General features: G+C 42.2%; 16 protein-coding genes and 4 tRNA genes. 11 read left to right on the forward strand and 9 right to left on the reverse strand.

Annotation, left to right across the window (positions count from 1 at the left end):
• Window positions 1–3: 3 nt before the first annotated feature.
• Window positions 4–399 carry an aminoacyl-tRNA hydrolase gene (gene pth2, locus J7623_RS10060; RefSeq protein ID WP_291919780.1) on the forward strand — a complete coding sequence of 132 codons (396 nt, stop codon included), beginning with the start codon at window positions 4–6 and terminating at the stop codon, window positions 397–399.
• Here the strand turns inward: pth2 and J7623_RS10065 are convergent.
• The 6 genes from J7623_RS10065 to J7623_RS10090 form a co-directional block, all read right to left on the reverse strand.
• The gene (locus J7623_RS10065; protein ID WP_145662520.1) at window positions 396–605 is read right to left on the reverse strand and encodes a YwbE family protein; all 210 of its coding nucleotides are present in this window, start codon (window positions 603–605) and stop codon (window positions 396–398) included. The two genes, pth2 and J7623_RS10065, sit on opposite strands and share 4 nt — an antisense overlap.
• A 68-nt stretch (window positions 606–673) precedes the next feature.
• Window positions 674–1,768: a slipin family protein gene (locus J7623_RS10070; RefSeq protein WP_291919783.1), complete on the reverse strand. Its 1,095-nt coding sequence runs from the start codon at window positions 1,766–1,768 to the stop codon at window positions 674–676.
• Between the two features lie 489 nt (window positions 1,769–2,257).
• Window positions 2,258–2,332: transfer RNA gene (locus J7623_RS10075), tRNA-Phe, on the reverse strand.
• A gap of 7 nt (window positions 2,333–2,339) precedes the next feature.
• Window positions 2,340–2,425: transfer RNA gene (locus tag J7623_RS10080), tRNA-Tyr, on the reverse strand.
• Between the two features lie 305 nt (window positions 2,426–2,730).
• Window positions 2,731–2,803, reverse strand: a tRNA-His gene (locus J7623_RS10085).
• A gap of 11 nt (window positions 2,804–2,814) precedes the next feature.
• Window positions 2,815–2,887, reverse strand: a tRNA-Ile gene (locus J7623_RS10090).
• 908 nt (window positions 2,888–3,795) lie between these two features.
• Here J7623_RS10090 and J7623_RS10095 point away from each other — a divergent pair.
• The 4 genes from J7623_RS10095 to J7623_RS10110 all read left to right on the forward strand — a co-directional run bounded on the left by J7623_RS10095 (window position 3,796) and on the right by J7623_RS10110 (window position 5,673).
• Window positions 3,796–4,191, forward strand: coding sequence for a response regulator (locus tag J7623_RS10095; protein ID WP_291919785.1), 396 nt, complete (start codon window positions 3,796–3,798; stop codon window positions 4,189–4,191).
• Window positions 4,178–4,465: a winged helix-turn-helix domain-containing protein gene (locus J7623_RS10100; RefSeq protein WP_291919786.1), complete on the forward strand. Its 288-nt coding sequence runs from the start codon at window positions 4,178–4,180 to the stop codon at window positions 4,463–4,465. Before J7623_RS10095 ends, J7623_RS10100 begins: the two co-directional genes overlap by 14 nt.
• 103 nt (window positions 4,466–4,568) lie before the next feature.
• Complete coding sequence (locus J7623_RS10105; RefSeq protein WP_291919787.1) at window positions 4,569–5,291, forward strand: response regulator transcription factor; 723 nt, start codon at window positions 4,569–4,571, stop codon at window positions 5,289–5,291.
• Window positions 5,292–5,397: 106 nt separating this feature from the next.
• A complete protein-coding gene (locus J7623_RS10110; protein WP_291919789.1) occupies window positions 5,398–5,673 on the forward strand; it encodes a hypothetical protein in 276 nt (91 codons plus the stop codon).
• A gap of 87 nt (window positions 5,674–5,760) precedes the next feature.
• Here the strand turns inward: J7623_RS10110 and J7623_RS10115 are convergent, their stop codons facing one another.
• Window positions 5,761–6,030 (reverse strand): hypothetical protein, encoded by a 270-nt coding sequence (locus tag J7623_RS10115; RefSeq protein ID WP_291919790.1) that lies wholly within the window; start codon window positions 6,028–6,030, stop codon window positions 5,761–5,763.
• A gap of 165 nt (window positions 6,031–6,195) precedes the next feature.
• Here J7623_RS10115 and J7623_RS10120 point away from each other — a divergent pair, with 165 nt between their 5' ends.
• Window positions 6,196–6,408: a helix-turn-helix transcriptional regulator gene (locus tag J7623_RS10120; RefSeq protein WP_291919792.1), complete on the forward strand. Its 213-nt coding sequence runs from the start codon at window positions 6,196–6,198 to the stop codon at window positions 6,406–6,408.
• A gap of 8 nt (window positions 6,409–6,416) precedes the next feature.
• Window positions 6,417–7,145, forward strand: a complete 729-nt coding sequence (locus J7623_RS10125) for a hypothetical protein (RefSeq protein ID WP_291919794.1) — start codon at window positions 6,417–6,419, stop codon at window positions 7,143–7,145.
• Between the two features lie 38 nt (window positions 7,146–7,183).
• On the opposite strand, the gene J7623_RS10130 is transcribed toward J7623_RS10125, so the two are convergent.
• Both J7623_RS10130 and J7623_RS10135 read right to left on the reverse strand, forming a co-directional pair.
• Window positions 7,184–9,433 (reverse strand): DUF2357 domain-containing protein, encoded by a 2,250-nt coding sequence (locus J7623_RS10130; protein WP_291919796.1) that lies wholly within the window; start codon window positions 9,431–9,433, stop codon window positions 7,184–7,186.
• The gene (locus J7623_RS10135; protein ID WP_291919798.1) at window positions 9,420–11,300 is read right to left on the reverse strand and encodes a DUF3578 domain-containing protein; all 1,881 of its coding nucleotides are present in this window, start codon (window positions 11,298–11,300) and stop codon (window positions 9,420–9,422) included. The genes J7623_RS10130 and J7623_RS10135 overlap by 14 nt, the downstream gene beginning before the upstream one ends.
• A gap of 189 nt (window positions 11,301–11,489) precedes the next feature.
• On the opposite strand from J7623_RS10135, the gene J7623_RS10140 reads away from it, so the two are divergent.
• From J7623_RS10140 to J7623_RS10155, 4 genes are all read left to right on the forward strand, one after another.
• Window positions 11,490–12,032, forward strand: coding sequence for an RNA polymerase sigma-70 factor (locus tag J7623_RS10140; RefSeq protein ID WP_291919800.1), 543 nt, complete (start codon window positions 11,490–11,492; stop codon window positions 12,030–12,032).
• 49 nt (window positions 12,033–12,081) lie between these two features.
• A complete protein-coding gene (locus tag J7623_RS10145; RefSeq protein WP_291919802.1) occupies window positions 12,082–13,224 on the forward strand; it encodes a FecR domain-containing protein in 1,143 nt (380 codons plus the stop codon).
• A 90-nt stretch (window positions 13,225–13,314) separates the two neighbouring features.
• The gene (locus J7623_RS10150; protein WP_291919803.1) at window positions 13,315–16,842 is read left to right on the forward strand and encodes a SusC/RagA family TonB-linked outer membrane protein; all 3,528 of its coding nucleotides are present in this window, start codon (window positions 13,315–13,317) and stop codon (window positions 16,840–16,842) included.
• A gap of 20 nt (window positions 16,843–16,862) precedes the next feature.
• A complete protein-coding gene (locus J7623_RS10155; RefSeq protein ID WP_291919805.1) occupies window positions 16,863–18,239 on the forward strand; it encodes a RagB/SusD family nutrient uptake outer membrane protein in 1,377 nt (458 codons plus the stop codon).
• Window position 18,240 lies beyond the last annotated feature (1 nt).

Consider the following 18,240-nt stretch of genomic DNA (forward strand, 5'->3'; position numbering starts at 1 on the left):
TATATGTCATCGCGGATAGTTAAGCAGGTAATAGTGATGCGCAAAGATCTGAATATGCGCAAAGGTAAAATGATTGCACAGGGAGCGCATGCTTCTATCGCGTTTCTGACGCGGCATGCTACCATTGATGGCCACACTTTACAAACTAACCTGAGAAATCCGGAAGAGGTATCAGAGTGGATGACAAAAGGGTTCACCAAAATTTGTTTGTCGGTAGATTCGGAAGAGGACCTGGAGCGGGTATATCAACAGGCGGTGGAAGATGGGCTGAATGCCACGCTGATAACGGATTCGGGGTTAACGGAATTCGGTGGTGTGCCTACTAAAACCTGTTGCGCAATAGGCCCCAATCTAAATGAAGAAATAGACCGTATCACAAAGGATTTGAAATTACTTTAGTCCTCGTCGCCTACTACGTCTGTTTCTACTACCCTGCCGATTTGTCCATCTTCCAAACGTACTTTAATACCACGGGAATGATAGGCAGCAGAGGTCAGTAAATCTTTCACGATGCCGTAGGTTTTTTTGCCACTGCGCTGGTCTTTTTTCAGGATGATAGCCACTTCCAGGCCAGGGTATATGTCTTTTCTGTATTGTCCGTCCATGGTGCAAAGCTAAAAAAAATCTGCTATAAATGGCTAAAGGCACTACCGTTACGGCAGTGCCTTTTCGCTTATTTAGGGATAAATATTTGCTTTAACTGATCAATGAGCACACCGTTTCCGCTTACGCTGATGTTATTGATTTTTTCTGCGATCTTTTCCACATATTCCATTTCCTTCAGCTTAAACAGCATCGGGTTATCTTCCATCAGCTTGGCGGTATTCAGCAAGCTCCTGGTGCTGGCAGTTTCTTCTCTTCGCATGATAATGTTGGCCTGAGCCTTCTTTTCGGCCACCAGTACCTGGTTCATGATTTCCTTCACATCACCTGGCAGGATGATATCTCTGATACCAAATCCGGCGATGGTAATGCCCAGGCTTTCGGCCTTGGCGCTAACAGCTTGTATGATGTGAGGAGCCAATGCATCCTTCTTTTCCAACAATTCATCAAAGGTCAGTGCCGCAATATATTCCCGCAAAGCCAGCTGGAAAAGGACGTAGAGCTGACGTTCGTGGTCCTTATTTTGGAGCACAGCTTTGTTGATATCAGCGATGCGATACTGCGCCCAGGCATTTATTCTCAGGGCAGCCTTGTCTTTGGTCAGGATTTCCTGTCCGTTGAGTTCGGCCTGCAATTGCCTGGTATCAATTTTAGATACCACGATGGAGATGTTATTCTTCCACCAGAAATAAATGCCGGGATACAGGGTCATGGAATATTTTCCATCAACGAGCAGGATGGCCTGCTCGTGGCTGTCTACATTGAAGCTTCTCACAAATGGCGCTACCAGTCGGTGGCAAAGTGTGGACCGGTCAATGTTATCAGGGATAGCGATACCGGAAATATCTGCACGAACGAACTTATAGTCGATCATGTTTTTCCAGAAAGTATATCTTCCGGCGGTTAATACCTGCTTCAGCAATCCATTTTCGTAATGTAAAACGATCTCTGTTTCGCCTACTTCCACCACGTGCAAAGCAGCGGTGATAGCGGCATCCTGCAGCAATATGTTTAATTCAACGGGGGCTACAAATGGTTTGGTGATATCAAAGATTTGTATGTCTTCATTGATCAGCCAGTGTCTTCCTTCCAGCAACATTCGCTGGTAAGCACCGTTCTTAAAAACCAAACCTCTTTCGTAGGCGTTGATAGTTACTCTTTTCATTTTATGTTCATTTTTTGGGGTTCATTAAATTAAAAAAGTCAGTGATGTTGCCCGTTCCGGCAATACGGAAACAGTTGTCAACCGGCGGTTAGTCATCAGTTAGGGCGGAAGTGCTAAGTGATGGTAATAGCGCGGTGTATATACCTGTTTGCTGGTGTTGTCGCAACTGTTGCCACCTCCTTTTGAGGCAGCAGCAGGGCCTACAGCCCTGACTTTTTTTGTGTTGTTGTTTTTCAGTTTTTCAGACTGACTCCTGAAAGGGAGTTTTCTATTGCTCTACCGCTGAGCTACCGTTTTCAAGACGGATAGGATTCGAACCTAAGACCCATAGATTATTTGGAGAGACTTGTGCCTTGGGCAACAGCATACAGCGTGTTACTACAGCTGCACTGCAGAGCTATTTAGAAGCCCTTGCCTGGTTTGCGTTCAACAGCATCAAATCTCTTCTTCCCGTGAGGGAAGCTTTTTAGTAAATGCTTTCCATTTACCTGGTGGATGAAGCGGGACTCGAACCTGCACTGGCGGTGCTTCAAACCGCTGCTCTACCATTGGAGCTATTCATCCATTGTAGTGTGAGTAGCAGGATTCGAACCTGCTAAGCCCGTTAAGGCGATGGTTTTACAGACCATTGCGACACTCCAGTTTCGCCGTACTCACGTGATGGGTTAACAAACATTTCAATCAACTTTGTCAGGGAGAATGTTTTTTGGGGGTTAACATTTTCCTTAGGTCATCGTTGGGGTTAACACGCTTTCCGGGTTAACGATTTTTGCTTTTCTTTTGGGTTAACGCATTGCCGGGTTAACGTTTTCGTTTCTACGTTGGGGTTAATTCACTTTTTGGGTTAACTTTTTCCTGCTGTAGGGGTTAACGCGCTTTTCGGTTAACGTTTTTAGGGGTTTACACCTGTTTGGATGAACAAAAATTGGGTTAACAAACAGGGCTAACAAACCTGGTTCTCGGGGTGCAGGCGGGGATCGAACCCTGGTCTTCCGGTTCACAGCCGGATATTCTAACCGTTGAACTACATGCACCATTTTACAAAGTTGACCCGACCGGACTCGAACCGGTAACCCGCTGCATATAAGGCAGACGCTCTCACCGTTGAGCTACGGGCCACTTTTAAGCACAAAAAAAACCGGGCGTTTTTGACGACCGGTTTTTACGTTTTACATAAGCCATTACTTATGTTCGTTGACACCAGGGTCGTTGATATTTTTTCTCATAGCTATACCATTTCGATAACAGTTGCCCGTTATGATTATTGGTAAATCGTATGCTATGAATCTGCGTTTGCATGCTTGGTTTTTTTCGTTATAAATACAAATAAAAAGCCCCGCAATCTCTTGCGGGGCTTGTGTTATATTGAATTCGTTTTTTCAACTATTCTGTAGCATAACATGCCCCGCAACTTGTATAGTCTTCCCGCAGACTAAACCAGTTTTTTATTTGTATGTGAATTGTTGAGCGGTACATGTTTTGTGATTTTTTTAACAGTGCAAAGATGGATATAATTTTTTAATATCTCCAAATTTTTTTGAAAAATATTTTTTAGCTAGATAAGTGGAGAGTGATTTTTTGGAGGGGAATAATGACCGTAAGGACCGCGAATTGTGGTCTGAGAGTAAATGATAAATATAAATAATTATGTTGATAGTGTTTACCTTCTTTTCGGTAATAGTTAAAAGATTTATACTCAAAAACAAAGCGTAAATAGAAACTAAATATGATCAGATTAACGACTCATTAACAACTTGTGCGATTTTATGATAAATACCCTTTCATAGTATGTTTCATGAATAATATTTACTCGCTCACTTTGATAATTAAATTATGTTAATGCTTCGGGTTGGATCATGAATTTTTTTTTCCTTTGTAAGCATAAAAAATTATTCATGAGGGTAACTGATTTTATTTATAGTTGTCACAACATTCAACTGCATCGTATAGCCGTAGCATTTATAAATAAACCTGGTGTAATAATATTATCTGTTCCATCAACTATTGTTAATCAATTTTGAATATTTATGAACATTCGCATCCTTCATGCAGATGACGATACCATTTTCTCCGGCATTGTAAAGAGAATATTACATCAAAGTAGCTTTGAGGTGTACAACGCTTATGATGGAGAGGAAGCGTGGCAACTGTTTAATAAGCAAAGCTTCCATTATTGCTTATTGGATATTATGATGCCCAGGTTAAATGGGATAGACCTGGGAGAAAGAATCCGGGAAGTGGATAAGCAAATGCCGATTTTTTATTTATCAGGAGAAGACCCCTCGTTGGTAGAAAGAGAGGTATTTGGTCGCGGGGGTGGCAATGGGTATTTTAATAAAACATTTAATATCAGGCAGTTGTCGGATATTCTACAATATTACTTTACATCGCCGGTCACAATAAAAACGTATGAAATTCCCTGAATCAGCATTTGAATACGATGAAATCAATTATGAGTTAGTAAGTCCGAAGATGAGAATTCCATTGTCTACCGACTATCATAATCTTATGATGTGCTTCCTTGCTACACCTAATAAAGTTGTTCCTATGGAGAACTTGTTAAAGGCTGTAGCAGGAGATAACAATAAATTGCGGGTATATATATCACACCTAAGAGAAAACTTTAGATTAATGGAATCGTTGGTGGAAATAGAAAACAAGCATAATAAAGGCTATGTGTTGAAAGTGAAATTATAATAAAGCTACGTTTCCCATAGGCACTTATGATGCTACCTTACTAAATAAATCCTATTCTCTATCCCAAAATGAAAAACCGATTTTTCAATCAAAGTATACATATATGAAAATTCAAGGAAAGCGCAGTGATGCTAAAACTGTTCTGTACGCAGAGGACAATCCCATTAATGCCCGGATCATGAAATACGCTTTGGAGAAGGATGGAAACTATGAAGTGATAGTTGCTGAAAACGGTATGGAAGCCTGGGATTACTTTAATAACAGATCTTTTGATGCTTGTTTACTGGATGTTCATATGCCTAAACTAGACGGTGTGGAATTAGGTGCAAAAATACGTACCGTTGATGCCGTTATACCTATTTTGTTTATTTCCGGTGATGTTCATCTGGAAACTCAACTGAAGGGCTTTCAGATTGGAGGTGCTGATGACTATTGTACCAAACCTATTGATATATCCTTACTGACCTTCCAGATGGAAGCTCTTATTCGCAGAGCAAAAGGGCAACAGGATGCGTGTGAAACCATTGTGCTGGATACTTATATTTTTAATCCCCATCTTGCCACGCTTACTTTTGATGGCATGTCCGTTTCACTGAGTGCCAATGAAGTAAGAGTGCTGAAATGTCTCGTATCCAATAATAATAAAACCGTAGATAATGATTCCCTAAGGCAGCTGGTTTCCGGCACCGATAAACAGCGGGCATTGTATGCTACGATCGCGATGCTTCGAACGCATTTCAAATATAGCAGCATTGTAGAAATTCTTACTGTACAACGCTCTGGATACTTACTGTCTATACCGAAAGAAAGCATCCGATATTTTTAATGCTTAGTTCGTTTTCCTCATCAAATATTTTCTTATATTCGATACCTGTTTAGTAAACCCAAAAGAGAGTGTTAACCATATTTTAAAAAACTCAAAACCAATGACCATGAAACTCCACAGAACATTACATCATCCAGATGGTGGGCGTTCATTAGCTGAATATGAAATCAGAGATAATAATGTTTTCACTACCATACACCATCCGAAGGGATCCAGCTCCCTCCCCTGGTATGAGGTCAGAGAAAATAAATTATACCCCACCATGCATCATCCTAATGGAAGAAGCTCATTTCCCTGGTTTGAAATTAACGGGACCAGTATAACGCCATCTATTCATCATCCCAAAGGCGTGGACGGATTAGCGTGGTATAAGATTGTATAGTATTTCTATTTCACACGGGTTTATAAATAGGGGCCTGGCATACGGTTGCCGGGCTTTTTTGTGGAGAGAAGGATCGGACGTGATGGGTTATATGGTTTCTTTTGCCAGGCTTAATAAGTAACTGGCGTCTATTAATCTTAATACTTCGTGGTAGAACAGCAGTAGTTCCGCCCGGGATTGAGCGTCTTCGTATTGTGTATCTGCGGCTGCGAGGGTTTCCGAAAGCCAGAGCCACAACGTTTGCCGCGCTTCGGTGGGCGGGAATAGTTCGGAGAAGTGAGCCAGGACAAGTGTTGGGTCGTTAGATTCTTCTTCCGAAAGATGTGTGTGGTAGAAGAAAGGATGTGAGGTTTGCATAACAATAGGTTTTTAATGTATCCCTAATTTGCATATAAATATTCATATAAGGGATAATTAGTGCCTTAATATTTATATAAATATATTTATTAGGGATATTTTCCTTGTTTTTATAAATTTCTATTATGCCTAAATTGTAGAAAAATATGCTTTAGAAGCGTTTTTATGAGCGATAAAGTATTAAATAGAATAAAAGCAGTATTGGCAGAGAAGTCTAAGGCAAATAAGTGGTTGGCCGAAGCGATAGGAGTAAATATTAACACAGTATCGAAATGGTGTACAAATAAAATACAGCCGTCTGTAGAGACACTATTTGAGATAGCGGAGGCATTGGATGTAGAAGCGAGGGAATTGTTAGTCCTTCGAAAAGGCCAATAAATTGTAGAATGGAATACAAAGAACAACTCGATACCCTACGCCAACAAATGCCCATTGGCATTCGCCATGGACTTGAGCTACTTCGCAAAACTAATGGGGACATTGTTGCCGCCCGTACTCTGTTTGAAGAAGAACTCATAGCAATTATTATCAGCAAAACCTCCGTTTCACAGGAAACAGCTCAAAAACATTTGCAAGCTGCTAACTACGATATGCCCAAAACGCTTGTTAGCATTGATGAAGAACGTTTCTCTTTGCCAGAACGCATATTGCGTAATGCGAAGAATAGAGAAGAAGCATTGTCTCTATTGGCGCGGAACCTGGCAGATGCGAAAGGTATAAAGCGTAATTATTGGCTGCCACTTGATCAGTTGCAACATTTATCACCGGTGCAACGATGTTTGCTGGTAGTAATGGAATGGCTGGAGTATGAAGATTATGAGGGGTTTGATCACGGGATATATTTTTACGTGGATATTGTGGTTACGCAACATGAAACAATGTTACTGTTACCGGATGTAGCAGCGTCTATCAGGTTAGGAAGGAACCGTAGTGATGCGCTAATGGAGCGTTATAAGAATAAGCCATCACCAGGAAAAAAGCAGTTTCATGTTGGTAACGTAATAAATAAGGACAAGAAATTTGTACGGACAATGAGTATTTTTAAAGAGAATAGAATGTTGATAATAGACCGACTTTATGAGATAGCAACAAATAATATTGCGGTGTTTTATTGACTACTAACATAGATTTTCTATTCACAATGCTACTATATTCATTTGTTTGCATCATTTGTGGGACATATAATACTCATGACTTCTGCTAAGCTTATTGCAAAAGGGAGGGCGTATCCCTTTCCACTCTTAAAACCTTTTAATCGTGTTACATTCCATGAATACTCTTTAAAATCTGTCTCTATGTTTGGATCAATTTCAAAAACTAAATAGAGATCTTGAGAGGGAGGTGTCGGGTATTTTTTCTTCTGAAGGTCCTGTTTAGAAAAAACTTTAGGTCCTTTTGTTTTAAGCTTAAAAAATTTAGTGCTAATTTTCTCTTCTTTATTGTGTAGCAGCAAATATTTAGCACTTGTTATAAACGGATTCAAATACATTGGTCCTTTCTTGCTATTAATCCTTGTATTGTATAAGTTAGAGGACAAAATCCATTTGAGATGTTCTTCATTCTTATAGTATCCTACTAAAACATAGGTATCTTCTGGGATAAGGGCTCTATTGATACCAGTGGGTTCAGGGAGAGACATATTAAGTGCAAAAGAGGGGGCTTCCTTATAGATTTCAAATGTTTTTGATGCCATCCGCTCTCGTTGCGAAGTTCTGTTTAACAGAATGGTTACCACATCCTTTAAGAATTGTTCCAACTGTTGAATGCCGTTATTGCTCTTAGAGGGAAAGATAGAAAAAGCTCCAAGACCTGGGAGTATTTCATGAAAACCCCGAAAAGATTCTATTTTACCTCCAGGATATAATACATAGGCCCCTGCCGTACGTCGAATAGCATCCCGATAGGTATGCATCTTTAATAGATCTACTTTTTTATATTTCTTGATATCAGGATCATCCTTTTCTTCATTTAAATCAGGGTGCGAATTGGGATTGTCTTGGAGATGCTCAATTCTGTATTTAGCGTCAAAGTGGATATGTACGATTAACTCCTCACGCTCTGCGGCTTCATTTTCAAGATGGTACGGCCATAAACTAAGCGTGAAATCAGGCCTTAAACTTGTTGTCCAACTGCCACTCTTAGGGTATGGTTGTTCTTTTTTAAAGGTTCTATTATAACTAAGTTGAACATTAAACTTACGCGTTGGACTGTTAAATATACCTTTAACTGCAATAAAACTGCCTTGTTTAAGCTTCAATTCAAGCCCATTAGCTGTTGATGCTATTAATGTTTCAATATTAGGTGTCTCTAGTTGAAATATATTTATAGTAGAATCTATCAGTTTAAAGAATATCCAATATTCATATAAAGTAGCGACATCCTTCTTTCCTGCATCATATACATCTTCTCCTCCCCGCCACGTCAATTGCGCTGCTAAGTCACACATCAACCAGCTCCTTAATAATTCTCTATAACCTTCCTTTCGTTGCAAAACGGGACTATTTAGTATTAAGGTGTGTAATGGCCCAATACTTTTTAGAATATGATGGCTTAAGTAATGTTGTAACTTTTCCATTAACCGTAATACTTCCTTTTGATGGTTGCGAGCATCATCAAGTTTGGAATAAAAGAGGGTACAAATATCTAGAAACTCAGTAAGTGCATATTTAACAAATCGATTTTCTGGTGCATCAACAGTTTCGATTTTATGAAATGCAGCTAATTTAATAAACGGATTAGTAGAGCTTATACTTAATTTCCGAAGTTGTTTGCTATTTAACCGTTTTATTTTGTGCGCCTCTTTCTCAATTTCTTTTTCCTTCCATACCGTTACTGGAGATTGTAATATCTTGTTTAATGCACGATCAAACTCTTCTGAATCTAATATGGACTTAATAAAGCTGAAACGTTGGTAGATTATTTTGCTTGATGTATGTGGGACTGCTGTAAAATATTGAGAAGCGGGAGAAGTATGCCGCATTATAAGTTCCGTGCACTTCTCCGTAATTTCCTCCAGCATTAATCTGTAGTCAGTTCGATAGTCTGCTTTTACAGAACGAACTTCAAGATCGAAAGCTCCAACTATACTTTCATCCCGTGTACTAACAACTTCAATTGTTAGTGTTCCAACAAAATTTCCAGGGCTAAGCGTTCCTGTTGTAGATTGTTTGTACTGATGGCGTCGAATTATTTTTTTACTTCCCATCAACTCAAAACCTTCGGGAAGTTTGTAGTCATAGGAAAACCCTTCCTTTATTTGTATAATGGCTTCACCCCATTCTATGGCCTCCGCTGGGTTTATTTCCCAAAGGCAATCTGCTTCGGAAATAGCAGTAATTTCTACGGACAAATTATCTTGATTAGATAATTGAACATTTATTTCTACCATTTTAAGCTTCTGCATAACTGGTATAACTATGATCAATTAATCCTTGCTGCATACGCCTGATTTTTTCAAAAGAAAGAAAATACTTAATGTCGTCCATCGCAACATCGTTGTGAATGTCTGTTTCTATTTTTAAATAGAGGTCCAATTTTTCTACATTTTTTAAGCAATATCTAGCTAGTATCATTAAAATTGGTTCCAGCTTTCGTCTAGAGCCATGTAGTCGAGGAAGAAGCTTTTGCATTATTATGGCATCCATTAATTGATCGTTGCTCCAATTTCCAATTTTCAATGCAATGTTGAAAAAACGTTTTATTTCGGATGCTGTTCGGAACCCAAATTCGGCGCCTGCTCTTTTTAGTGCGATGAAGAAGTTCATTAACTCTCTAGAAAGGCTATCATTAATTATAGGATCACTCAACTTCTCAGTTGCTAACTGTACAAAACTCTTAGCCATGTCCGCCCCTTTGGCTTCTAATAGATTTAGCTTTGAGACTTTGTTCTTAAGTAAAAATTCTTCCATTCCTTTCTCTGAAATTCGAAACTCGATCACAGATGCTCTATCTAGTACTTTAGGACTGAACATATAAGTTGTTTCGTCTATATTAACTGTGCCAATAATAAATACGTTAGGTGGCAAATTAAAAGATGTTGGTATACTCTTCTGATTCCAATTTTCTGGTCCTGGGTGTAGGCTTATTTTTTCTCCCGATTCTAAACAACTTAGAAAATCAGCGAAATATCTCTCGACATGGCTAAGGTTCATCTCATCAAGAATAAGAAAATACGGATTTTCAGGATCGCGAATAGCAGACAATAGTAAATTAAGTGTTCCATTCTCAGGAAGAACATAAGTATCTTTCTGTATCATATTTGGGTATCCAAGGAGAGGCTCTCGATTAGTCCAGTCCGCCCCTACCGGAACAATACAGATTTGTTGGCTATTAACAGCTATCCACTTAGCAAATGCCAGCGCTAATTTAGTTTTACCGGAACCTGATAATCCCGTCAGTATTACAAAGGGTTTTGTGACCAATGCAGTTACAAATCTCAAAACGATGTGATCTTCAAAATATAGACCGGTCTCGGTTAAGTGAGCACCAAAGGTTTTATAATCAAAAATTAATCCTCCCTCTTTCATACTCTTAATTGATTGATATTTCAATACATCCTCATATTCAGTAAGCATTTCATCTATGTCCATATTTATTTTTTTTCTGTCAAGGCCATAGTTGTTTTTATTAGGATCTATTTTATAGGATGTAAAGTAGTAAGAACCGCCATATCGCATCGGCTTGGTATTAAATCCTCTTTTAAAGAAATTCTCTATCGATGTGTCTCGTTCTCGCCAATTTAAATCTGGAGGATTTGTTTCACTTATACCAAACGCAAGAATTAGTACATGTTCTTCTTTGTAATAGAGATATACAGGGTATATCCCTCTTGATACTTTTTGATCTTCTGCTAGCAATGCAATCCAGGGGATGTTAGCTTTGTTTCCTTTCCCAAATCCTGCCTGTACCTTTAGATTGCGAAACTCACCTGAAAAGTCACTACTTTTTAAGTTGTCAGGATCGTTATGAACACGGAATAAGAAATTAAACAATATTTGATAAATATCTTCTTTAGGTACTATTGTAAACCCATTTTCTTCAAGTAATCGAAAACACGCAGTATCTTTACCTCCAGGGAAATTATCTCTTTCTAGCGCACTGCCATTAGCAAAAATATTTGCGTAAGAAACGATCAGTTTTGGAGGATATTTTTTATTGTTATACTCAACATCATAAAATTTAGATTGAGCCCCATTGGGTATTCCTTCATCGTCTATTTTTTTAATGGCTAGCAGTAAATGCTCTTTTGTAAGGTTTTTAGGTATTGACATTAGATGGAATTGTGCATACAGTTTAAGGGTGTAATAGCAATATAACGAAAATATATAGATGTTCTAGGTTGTGTAGGATAAGGAATTAGTACCCCAATACCTCAAGCATAATTTTTTTATCGCTTCATTTCGGGGGCTCCATCCCCCCACAATTGCAAATCCCCCCTATTCTCCCTAAATTTACCCCACATGCATACCGGCCAGTCACACCTCTCCCATCACCAACTAAAGTCATTATTTGACCTGCTATACCTGCGCCTATGCCGATTTGCTGACCAAATTATCTCTGATTCCGCTACTGCAGAAGATATCGTTCAGGAAGCATTCATAAAATACTGGCAACGCAACACCGAAATCCCGGACCTTCCAGCCATTAAAACATTTTTGTATGTAATGGTAAGAAATGCTTGCCTTAACCACCTTAAGCACCAGAAGGTGGCCAAAAAATTTGCGGAAACACAAGTTGCAGAAACAGAGGAAGCAGCGGTATTGAAAGCAGAGGTATGGGGAGAAGTACATCGGGCCATTGCTTCTTTGCCGGAAGGCTGCCGTAATGTTTTCAAGCTTAGCTACCTGGAGGGATTAAAAAACCAGGAGGTAGCGGATGAATTGAAAATTTCCGTTAATACGGTAAAAACGCAAAAAGCCCGCGCATTGGCGTTGTTGAAATTACGATTAACGCCAGAATCCTTTATGGCACTGTGTATCCTCGTTTCAGAAAAATATTTTTAAGTCTTTCACCCATTTGAGGTTAGTAAGTTGTTTATAGATATAGTAGCACATGGAATCATATTACCACCTGTATCACACGTCCCGGTTAATTGTGAAGTATTGGGATAATACGTTATCTGAAGAAGAGCGCGTAGCGTTGGAGGCGTGGATAGCCGAAAGTGATGCCAACAGGGCGTTATTTGAGGAGTTGAGTAAAGAAGAAGTGCTGAAAGAAGAGATGCTGCAGATGGGAAAATATCATCCGGAGCAGGCCTGGGATCGTATCCAGGGGGAGGTGATGGTAAAGCGCATGATTCCCTGGGGGCGGATAGCGGCCGCGATGGCGCTGCTGCTGCTGGCCATTGGCGCCAGGTGGTGGTATACAGGTACAGAAGTAGAGAAACAGCAACCGGTGATAGCTAAAGCCACGCCAATAAAAGGCAAGCCAGTGTTGGTGATGAGCAATGGAGAGGAAATGGTGTTGGGAGCCGCGAAAGATACGCTGCTCACCAACCGGGATGGGACCAGCATCCGGCAGCAGGGCAATAAGCTGGCGTATAGCAATACAAGCGGACCACAGGTATATAATACGCTGAAAATACCGAGGGGCATGGATTACAGCCTTACACTGAGTGATGGCACACAGGTATGGCTAAACGCGGAATCTTCGTTACGTTTCCCGGTACACTTTACGGAGGCGGACCGCAAGGTATATCTTACGGGAGAAGCTTACTTCATGGTGGCCGCCGATGCCCGCAAACCCTTTAGCGTAGTAGCGGGGCAAGCAGAAGTAGCTGTATTGGGAACGGAGTTCAATATTATGGCTTATGAGAATGAGCCGGCAATGCAAACCGCCTTGGTCAGTGGCAGTGTAAAAGTTAAGACAGCACATGGCGAAACACTGCTGCAGCCGGGTTGGGTAGGTGTTACGGAGAATGGAAATACAACGGCGAAGCAAATGGACATTGCCGCTCTCACAGGTTGGAAGCGTGGGTTGTTTGTATTCAGGAACGCTGATATTACTACAGTACTGCACCAGCTGGAGCGCTGGTACGATGTAACAGCGGTATATCCAAAAGAGAAAGTTGGTAGCCAGCATTTTACTGGCGCTATTAAAAAGTATGATAACATAGAACAGGTACTGGAGATGCTAAATCAAACAGGGGGAGCCAATTTTAAATTAAGTGGTAAACAAATAAACGTAGCATTTTAATCAACAACCAACCAGTGTAATGTCAGATGCGTGCCCGGAACGTTACGGGCACACTTGTCATGCGCGCTGAGCCAAAATCTCTTGTAGTCAATGAAACGATTGTCGATATTACTGCTTTGTATGCAGTATATAGGGTCGCTATGCGCGCAGTCAGTCACGACCAGCCTGCAGCAGGTGCCCGTTGAAAAAGCATTTGCTGTTATTCAGCAACAAACAGGGTATGAGTTTTTATATAACAACGAGTCTATAAAAAAGGCGGGAACAGTGAGCTTGTCGGTGAAGCAGGCATCGCTGGAAGCTGCGTTGCAGCAATGCTTTAGCCAGATTCCCTTTACCTGGAAGGTAGTAGATAAAACGATTGTAGTAACGCCGAAGGGGACGACCGCTGCGGCAGAATATACGATTAGTGGCCGGGTATTGTCGTATGAAGGTAAGCAGCCGCTGATAGGCGCTACTGTCCGCGTACGGGGCACAGATAAAGGTGCAACTACCAACAGCAGTGGTGCGTTTACAATTACCACCGGTATACAGCATCCCGTGTTGCAGGTATCTTTCCTGGGATATATCACCAAAGAACTGAGAGCGGAGGATAACGGGGTGATTTATTTGGAGGAAGATAAAAAGAAGCTCAATGAAGTAGTGGTGACTACAGGATATATCACCCTGCCGAAGGAGCGTGCTACCGGCTCATTTTCGCAGGTAGACAAATCGCAATTGGATAAGCGCGTGTCTACCAATATCCTCGATAAACTGGAAGGATTAAGCACGGGGTTGTCTTTCTCCAGGAGCGTGACTTCCGATAAGCCCAAGCTGAGCCTCCGTGGCCGCAGTACACTGTTCTCAGAAGATCAGCCCCTGATTGTGGTAAATGGTTTCCCGATAGAAGGTGATCTGAATAGCATCGACCCCGATGATGTAGAAAGCATTACCATCCTGAAAGATGCTGCCGCGGCCTCTATCTGGGGTGTTCGTGCAGCCAACGGCGTTATTGTGATCACTACCCGCCAGGGTAAACTAAACCAGCGCCCTACGGTAGAAGCAAGATCCAACATCATTTTCGGAAAGAAACCAGATTATAGCCAGCTACACTTAATGAGTAGCAGTGATTATATAGATGCCCAACAGATATTGTTTAAAGCAGGTAGATTTAATTCGCTGTTTTCTCCCGGCAGCCGCCAACCTATTCCGGAAGCGGTACAGATCTGGAAAGATGCCAAAGATGGAAAAATCACCAATGAGGTGGCCACGCAAAAAGTAGACGCACTGCGTAATATCGAAATCCTGGACGACTATAGCCGTTTATTCACCCGCAATACACTTACCCAGCAGTACCAGGTAAATGTAAGTGGCGGTAGTGAAAACATGCAATATTATCTCTCCGCAGGATATGATAAGAATGCTAACTACATGGTGGGCAACGACTATGAGCGGTTCACCCTGAATACCAACAACACCGTACGTGTAACAAAGAAATTAGAACTGAGTATCGCCGGGCAACTCTCTCAGGGCAATACTACCAACCCTTTTGATGTCAACAGTGGCTCGCCTTTCGATATGATCAGTGGCTCGCGCAGCGCTACCAATGTATCAGCGCAGATCCCCTCCCCTTACACCCGCCTCGTAGACGACAAAGGCAATGCCCTGAAAATTCCCTGGATGTACAATGATGCCTTCAAGCAAAATGGCTACAACCAGGGGCTTCTCAACATGGACTACTACCCGCTCACGGAATATCAAATGATGAACCGCCACATAAAAAGTATGGCCGTTAACGTTAGACTGGGTGCCAACTATGAAATCGCTAAGGGCCTAAACCTCGACCTGAAATATAACCTGGAGAAAAATACCGGATCAGACAGGGACCTGGCGGATCAGCGCCGGTTCTGGGTAAGAGACAATGTCAATCTCTTCTCTGAAACTATCGATGGTGAACAGGTAAGACATTTGCCTTTGGGAGATATCTTAACCCTGGGTAAAACTGAGTTGACTGCGCAAACCTTCCGCAGCCAACTGAATTTCAACCACATCTGGGGCAAGAAACACACCATAGCAGCTATTGCTGGCGCAGAAGCCCGGGAGATTTTGAGAGAAGGAAATAAGCAACGCCTCTTCGGTTACAACGATCGTACGCTGCAATATGCAGATGTGGATATGGTAACGCAATTCCCCGATTTATATGGATTCACCAATTCTATTGGTAGCGTGTTGGGCGTAGGTACCCCGATTACCTACATCAAAGATCGTTTCGTTTCTTATTTTACCAATGCCTCTTATACTTACCTGAACCGCTATACGTTATCCGCCAGCGGACGTGTAGACGGATCCAATCTCTTCGGCGTACAACGTAACCGTCGCCTGAATCCACTGTGGTCAGTAGGTGCAGCCTGGCAGATACAACGTGAGCGCTTCTTCCATGTGAACTGGGTAGATATGCTGAAGCTGCGTGCTACCTATGGCTTTAACGGTAATATCAACAAAACGGCTACGGCCTATACCACTGCCAGCCTCATGCCTTCGGGGGAAAACTCTACTTCGTTCATTCCTTATGCCAACATTATCAACCCGGCCAACCCTAACCTCCGCTGGGAAAAAGTAGGACAAGTGAACCTCGGCGTGGACTTCGCGCTGTTCCATGAAACATTGAGCGGATCATTGGAGTATTTCAACAAGCGTGCACAGGATCTGTTTGGAAGCGACTTCCTGGCGCCGTCTACCGGGTTTAACAGTGTTAGCAGCAATATTGCAGCTATGCGCACCAATGGCTGGGAACTGAAGCTGGACTCACGTAACATCAGCACCAACAACTTCCGCTGGAATACGACGTTTATGTTGAGCATTGCAAAAGATAAGGTGACTAAATTTTACAATACCGGCGGCGACATGAACCCTTCGCTGTTCCTGCTCTATGGTGGCCGCGATGATGACGATAAGTCTACTTACCTGCCGGTAGAAGGATATCCGTTATTCGGTATCTGGGCCTACCCCTGGGGTGGACTGGATGCAAAAGGAAATGCCACCATTCTGGGCCCTGACGGCAAAACCGTTACCGACCGTTTTGAAGCCGGACGCCTCTACGATAACATCTACAAGATGAAATATATTGGCGCAGTGAACCCACCCGTATTCGGTAGCCTGGCAAATACATTCTCCTACAAGCAATTAAGCCTGACGGTGAATCTCCTGTATAAACTGGGGCACTACTATCGCCGCAGCGACCTGGGCTACTACACCATGGCGGTGATGTACCAACGTGGCCCTGATAGCTTCAAAGACCGTTGGAAACAACCCGGTGATGAGAAGAAAACCAATATTCCTGCTTTCACAGCAGTAAGAACACAGGACAGGGTGAACAATGATTTCTATCAATATTCAGATGTAAACGTGGATAAAGCAGATCATATCCGCTTGCAGGATGTGCTGTTAAGCTACGACATCACCCGGCAAACGGTGGCTCGCCTGCCAGTGAACCGTATCACGCTGTATGCGCAGGCCAGCAACCTGGGCATTATCTGGAGAGCTAATAAAAATGGAATAGATCCTGATTATGCGCCACAAACGTTTTCATCGGTGATGCCACCGGTGCGTACACTGGCTATTGGCGCTAAAGTAGGTTTCTAATCATATCAAACGACTAAGCAATGAAAAGGAGTATATATATCATATTTGCTTTTATAGCGGCGGCTTTGGCAGGTTGTAAAGACTACCTGGACATACAGCCGAAAGACAAACTCATTCCCGGCACCGTAGAAGACTTTCGCTTACTGCTCGATGACCAGTGGACAATGACGCTGACACCAGGCCTGGGAGATATCATGACCGACGACCTGTCGCTATCAGAAAGCCAATATGGCGATCTGTCGCAGGAATATCAGCAGCGTCTCTATACCTGGAGCAAAGATGTGTTCGCAGCAGATGAAGATATCCGCGACTGGGGCGCCCCTTATAAAATAATTTTTTATGTTAACACCATCCTGGAAGGACTGGCGGCTAATCCCGCCGGGCTCCCGGAAACACGCAACCAGGTTGAGGGAGAAGCGATGTTCTACCGCGCTTATGCCTATTTTAACCTGGTGAACACCTTCGCGAAACAATACAATGTTGCTACTGCCGATAAAGATCCGGGTGTGCCGCTGAGATTATCATCTGATATAACGGCGTCGATTACACGAAATAGTGTGAAAGAAGTATATGACCAGGTACTCAGTGATGTCAATAATGCTATCCGCTTGTTGCCGGCAAAATCATCTTTTAAAACCAGGCCGTGCCGGGCTGCTGCTTATGCTTTGTCGGCACGTATTAACCTGCAGATGGGTAAATATGATCAGGCCATGGAACAGGCAAATAGTGCGTTGTCTCTCCAAAATACCCTGGTAGACTATAAAACGGTAGATCCGGCCAACTCCACGTTTGACGCCGTATTCCCGGTAAATATTGTGAATAATCCGGAAGTGATTTTTATCTCCTCTACCACAGGGATATATGCTAAAAATCATTTTATTTCTCCGGAGGTGTACCAGTTGTATAAGGAACATGATCTGCGCGCATCATTATTATTTAGAGAGATGCCGGATGACGGGAACTATCAATACATCGGTACTTATAACGATGGTGGCCGTACAAATGTGCCTTCTCCATTTTCAGGTTTTACAGTAGCAGAACTTTACCTGGTCCGGGCAGAATGTTATGCACGTAAAAATGAGCCATCCAAAGCAATGGGCGATCTGAATACCTTGCTGGTAAACCGTTTCGAAGAAAATACTTTCCAGCCTTTAACTGCCGCATCGGCTAAAGAGGCACTGGAAACAGTACTGCTGGAGCGTCGCAAGGAGCTAGTGTTTAGAAACCTCCGCCTCATGGATCTCAAAAGATTAAATATGGATCCGGAGCAACAGGTAACGTTAACGCGTACACTCGGCGGCCAAACCCTGACGCTAACCCCAGGCAGCAACCGCTACGTGTTTCCTATTCCCGATAAGGAAATTACCTCCAGCCACCTGGAACAAAATCCAAGATAAC

This window comes from Chitinophaga sp. (assembly GCF_017745275.1).
GTDB lineage: Bacteria > Bacteroidota > Bacteroidia > Chitinophagales > Chitinophagaceae > Chitinophaga.

Coding starts and splice junctions, on each gene's coding strand:
- J7623_RS10120 (WP_291919792.1), top strand. CDS start 6,196: ATGAGCGATAAAGTATTAAATAGAATAAAAGCAGTATTGGCAGAGAAG.
- J7623_RS10095 (WP_291919785.1), top strand. CDS start 3,796: ATGAACATTCGCATCCTTCATGCAGATGACGATACCATTTTCTCCGGC.
- J7623_RS10130 (WP_291919796.1), bottom strand. CDS start 9,433: ATGCAGAAGCTTAAAATGGTAGAAATAAATGTTCAATTATCTAATCAA.
- J7623_RS10125 (WP_291919794.1), top strand. CDS start 6,417: ATGGAATACAAAGAACAACTCGATACCCTACGCCAACAAATGCCCATT.
- J7623_RS10065 (WP_145662520.1), bottom strand. CDS start 605: ATGGACGGACAATACAGAAAAGACATATACCCTGGCCTGGAAGTGGCT.
- J7623_RS10110 (WP_291919789.1), top strand. CDS start 5,398: ATGAAACTCCACAGAACATTACATCATCCAGATGGTGGGCGTTCATTA.
- J7623_RS10145 (WP_291919802.1), top strand. CDS start 12,082: ATGGAATCATATTACCACCTGTATCACACGTCCCGGTTAATTGTGAAG.
- J7623_RS10140 (WP_291919800.1), top strand. CDS start 11,490: ATGCATACCGGCCAGTCACACCTCTCCCATCACCAACTAAAGTCATTA.
- pth2 (WP_291919780.1), top strand. CDS start 4: ATGTCATCGCGGATAGTTAAGCAGGTAATAGTGATGCGCAAAGATCTG.
- J7623_RS10070 (WP_291919783.1), bottom strand. CDS start 1,768: ATGAAAAGAGTAACTATCAACGCCTACGAAAGAGGTTTGGTTTTTAAG.
- J7623_RS10115 (WP_291919790.1), bottom strand. CDS start 6,030: ATGCAAACCTCACATCCTTTCTTCTACCACACACATCTTTCGGAAGAA.
- J7623_RS10100 (WP_291919786.1), top strand. CDS start 4,178: ATGAAATTCCCTGAATCAGCATTTGAATACGATGAAATCAATTATGAG.
- J7623_RS10105 (WP_291919787.1), top strand. CDS start 4,569: ATGAAAATTCAAGGAAAGCGCAGTGATGCTAAAACTGTTCTGTACGCA.
- J7623_RS10150 (WP_291919803.1), top strand. CDS start 13,315: ATGAAACGATTGTCGATATTACTGCTTTGTATGCAGTATATAGGGTCG.
- J7623_RS10155 (WP_291919805.1), top strand. CDS start 16,863: ATGAAAAGGAGTATATATATCATATTTGCTTTTATAGCGGCGGCTTTG.
- J7623_RS10135 (WP_291919798.1), bottom strand. CDS start 11,300: ATGTCAATACCTAAAAACCTTACAAAAGAGCATTTACTGCTAGCCATT.